The organism is Bradyrhizobium shewense, assembly GCF_900094605.1.
In the GTDB taxonomy this organism is placed as follows: Bacteria; Pseudomonadota; Alphaproteobacteria; order Rhizobiales; family Xanthobacteraceae; genus Bradyrhizobium; species Bradyrhizobium shewense.
Genome location: NZ_FMAI01000078.1, coordinates 1 through 4,726, shown reverse-complemented (window position 1 = coordinate 4,726; position 4,726 = coordinate 1). Strand labels below are relative to the sequence as shown.

The following is a 4,726-nucleotide window of genomic DNA, read 5'->3' as shown; positions in this document are numbered from 1 at the left end:
CCTCGGGCGCGCAGACGACATAGGCGATCAGATGCTTGTCACTGGGGCCGTTCTGGCGCGCCACCACCACCGCCTCGCGCACCCAGGCGTGCTCGCAAAGCTTTGCTACGATCTCGCCCGGCTCGATGCGATAGCCGCGGATCTTCACCTGATCGTCGTTGCGGCCCAGGAACTCAAGATTGCCGTCCGGCAGATAACGTGCCAGGTCGCCGGTCCGGTACAGCCGATCGCCCTCGACAAAGGGACTGGCGATGAACCGCTCGGCTGTCAGTTCAGGGCGGTTCAGGTAGCCCCGTGCCACCCCCGCCCCGCCAATGTAAAGCTCGCCCACCGCGCCGAACGGCACCGGCGCGCCATGACCATCCAGCAGGTACACCCGCGTGTTGGCGATTGGACGCCCGATCGGGACCAACGCCCCATTGAAATCAGCCGGGCAAGTCCAGATCGTCGCGCAGACTGTCGCCTCGGTCGGGCCATAAGCGTTGACAATTGATGCTGGGGTCAGACTTCGGATGAGTTCGGGCTTCGGCAGCTCTCCAGCAAGAATGAGAACTTGCGCAGCCAAACGTTCCGGATCCTTGCTTGTCTGAAGCAACGCTGGGGGTAACGTCGCGTGGGTGATGGCTTCGCTTTGGAGATAATCCGATAGCTTGTTACTCGCTTGACGGAGCTCATCCGCAGGCAAATGCAATGCGGCTCCCGAACCAAACGCCATAACAAGCTCCCAAGCGCTTGCATCAAAAGCAATGGAGGCGAACTGCACGATGCGGCTGTTGGAAGAAGCGCCAAAGAGGCCGACCTGAGCCGACAGCAGATTGACCAAGGCCTGATGCTGGACCATGACCCCCTTTGGGGTTCCGGTTGAGCCTGAGGTGTAGATCACATAAGCGAGATGGCCCGATGTGAGGCCAAGCGTGCGCCGGTCAGGGTTTGAAGCCGCCCGTTCGGCCCAGGCGGGCGTGGCCGTCTCCAGATCGATGACCGTCACATCGGTCAGCAACGCGGGGCCGAGTGCTGCGCGACCGACGACGTCGCAAAGCAGCAGCCGCGGCGCGGCATCCTGGACAACCTGCTGCAGCCGCTTGCTGGGATAGGCTGGGTCCAGCGGCAGATAGGCACCGCCAGCCTTGAGAATCGCCAAGACACCAACCACCATCGCCGGACTGCGTTCGAGGCAGATCGCAACCGGCTGGTCCGGCTTGACCCCGAGCTCGATCAGATGGTGCGCCAGGCGGTTGGCCCGGGCATTGAGCTCGCCATAGCTCAGCCGCTCGTTTTCGCAGACCAGCGCCACCGCCTCCGGCGCCTTTTGCACCTGCGCCTCGAACAGCTCATGGACGCACCGGTCCGATGGATAGGCCTCCGCCGTCCGGTTCAGATCCTCCAGCAGATAGGTGCGCTCCTCAGCCGGCAAGATGTCCAGCTCGCGTACCGGCGTATCCGGGGCATGCTCCAGCGCTTTTGCCAGCTGCTCGAGCACCCGCTGCATGTAGCTGCAGATCCGATCCGCCGAGATTGGCTCCGCCACCTGCACCGTCAGCCCGAGCGCCTCGCCAAAATCCTCCACCGACAGGGTCAGGGGATAGTTGGTGCGTTCCTCCCCACCCAGCCATTCCATGCCCGACAAGACATCATCCGTCCCGGAGCCGGGCACAGCCGGCGCCGTGTTGTGACGGTAGTTCAACAGCGAGCTGAACAGCGGTGCCGACGCCGCAACAGCGCTGCAGCGCTGTGCCAGCGCCAGCGAGGCATGCTCATGTGCCAGCAGGTCGGCCAGCCGGGCGTGCGTCATCCGCACGCTCGCCTCGACGGCGGTCTCATCGAGATCAAGCCGCAGCGGCAGGGTATTGATGAACAGCCCCATGGCGCGGTCGGCGCCAGCGCTGCCCTGCAGCCGGCCTAACAGCACCGTGCCGAACACCACCTGCTCGCGCCCGCTGCTGCGCGCCACCACCTGTCCCCACGCCAGATGGCAGAGGCTCGCCAGACTGACGCCCAGCCGCCGCGCCTGTTCGCGCAGCCTCGCATGGAGCGCTGACGGCAGCATCCGATGCGCCTCTAGAACCCCGCCGCCGTCGCCACGCACCTCGCTCAAGTCGAAGGGCGTGGTCGGCTCGTCGATGTCGGCCAGCAGCTCCCGGAAGAACGCTTCATCGGCCTTGGCATCACGGCGCAGATGCGCCTGCGCCACCAGATTGCGGAATGGCTGCGGCGCGGTCAGCTCATGCTGGCGCCCCGCCAGCTCGGCCCGGACCTCAGCATGCATCACGTCCCGCGTCGTGTGATCACCGATCAGATGATGCTGCAGCTCCAGCAGCAGCCAGCGCGGGCTGCCGGGCTCGCGCGCTATCACAAACCGCAGCAGTGGCGCCCGGCCAAGCTCGATGCGGTGCCGACGTGGGTCAAACTGCTGCCTGAGCTGCTCGGCTCCAGTGCCATGAGCGCCATCCAGCTGGACCTCGATCACCTCCAGTTGCGCCTGCCGCCAAACCACCTGGGCCGGCCGCGACAATCCCTCCCAGACAAACGAGGTACGCAGGATGTCATGCCGATCCACCACCCGCTGGACCGCGGCAAGATAGCGATCGAGCAGCCCACGCTCGGCAAACGCCATCTGCGATACCAGCAGGTACGGATCGCCCTTTGTCGCCAACAGATGATGGAACAGGATGCCGTCCTGCAGCGGCGACAGGCCGTAGATGTCCTGGATGTTGCAAACCCCGCCGGGTACCGTGGCGGTGATCCGGTCGATCTCGCTCTGCGTCAGCTTGATCAGCGGCAACATCTGCGGCGTGATCGCCGCACTCCGCTCGGTGATCAGGTTGGCCGGGACCGCCACTTCGTGATGGCGGCCCAGGCTTGCAGCCAGATCCGCCAGCACCGGCTTGACGAACAAGGTGCGCACCTCGATGCGCAGTGACCGCCGCCGTAAACGCTCGATCATCTGCACGGCCAAGAGCGAGTGTCCTCCCAGTTCGAAGAAGTTGTCGTCCCGTCCGACCCGCTCCAGCCCCAGCAGCTCGGCCCAGATCTGCGCCAGCACCGTCTCCATCTCACCCTGTGGGGGCGCGTAGGTCCGGCGCGCATACGCCTCGTCGCCCGGGGCCGGCAGCGCGTTTCGATCGAGCTTACCGTTCAGCGTCAGCGGAAGCGCCGTCAGCCGCACGAACGCACTCGGCACCATGTGGTCCGGCAGCCCCGCACTCACATGCGCTCGCAAACCGCCGGCAAGATCAGATTCCTCAGCCTCTGTGGCAACGACATACGCAACGAGGCGCTGCTCGCCGCGACCATCCTTGCGCGCGACCACCACCGCCTCGCGCACGCAGGCGTGGCCGCAAAGCTTTGCTACGATCTCGCCCGGTTCGATTCGGAAGCCGCGGATCTTCACCTGATCGTCGTTGCGGCCCAGGAACTCAATATTGCCGTCCGGCAGATAACGTGCAAGGTCGCCGGTCCGGTACAGCCGGTCGCCCTCGACAAAGGGGCTGGGGATGAACCGCTCGGCTGTCAGCTCAGGGCGATTCAGGTAGCCCCGCGCCACCCCCGCCCCGCCAATGCAGAGCTCCCCCACCGCACCGAACGGCACCAGCCCGCCATGACCATCCAGCAAGTAGATCCGCGTGTTGGCAATAGGACGGCCAATCGGGACGATAGCCTCATCAAATCCAGCCGGGCAGCTCCAGGATGTAACATCGATCGCGGCCTCAGTCGGACCGTAGAGATTGTGCAGGGCCGTCCAGGGCAATACGCGCCGAACCCGATGCACACTGGCGGCAGGGAGCGCCTCGCCGCTGCATAAAACCCGCCGCAGCGATGTGCAGCGGTCAATACTCTTCGCATCCAAAAAGCTGACCAGCATGGATGGCACGAAGTGAACTGTCGTGATGCGCTGGCTGACGATCAAGTCGACCAATGCATCGGGATCTCTGTGCGCACCGGGCGGCGCCACGACCAGCGTTGCCCCTTCAAGCAAAGTCCAAAAGAACTCCCAAGCCGAGACATCGAAGCTAAATGGCGTCTTCTGCAACACGACGTCTGTTGCCTCCAGACCATAGGCGTTCTGCATCCAGATCAGGCGATTAACGATAGCCCGATGCTCGTTCTGTGCCCCTTTGGGCGTGCCCGTGGATCCCGAGGTGTAGATCACATAGGCGAGATTGCGGGAGGTCAGGCTGAGCGCGCGCGGGTCAGGGTCCTCTTCCGGCAGGCTGGCCCAGGCCGGCGCCGCAGCATCGAGCTCCACCACGCTCACATTGGCCGGCACATCCGACCCGAAGGCGGCACGGCCGGCCACATCGGCCAGCAGCAGCCGCGGCGCCGCATCGTCGAGTACCTGATGCAGCCGCGCCGACGGATAGGCCGGGTCCAGCGGCATATACGCCCCGCCGGCCTTCAGGATTGCCAAAAGCCCCACCACCATCATCGGACTGCGCTCGACGCAGATCGCAACCGGCTGGTCCGGCCTGACCCCGAGGGCGATCAGGTGATGCGCCAGGCGGTTGGCCTTCGCATTGAGCTCGCCATAGCTCAGCCGCTCATCATCGCAGACCACCGCCAGCGCATCCGGCGCCTTGTGCACCTGCGCCTCGAACAGCTCGTGGATGCACCGCTCCGCAGGGTACGGCGCCGCCGTCCGGTTCAGCTCCTCCAGCAGATACGTGCGCTCGGCAGTCGAGAGCAGCTCAATGCGGTGGACCTCTTGCTGCGCATCGGCAGCCATCGC

The 4,726-nt window shown here is 65.1% G+C and carries 1 protein-coding gene; it reads right to left on the bottom strand.

All coding sequences use genetic code 11. The features are described from left to right. Nucleotides 1–4,726: non-ribosomal peptide synthetase (locus GA0061098_RS43160; RefSeq protein WP_129591136.1), on the bottom strand; the 4,726-nt coding region annotated here is incomplete at both ends.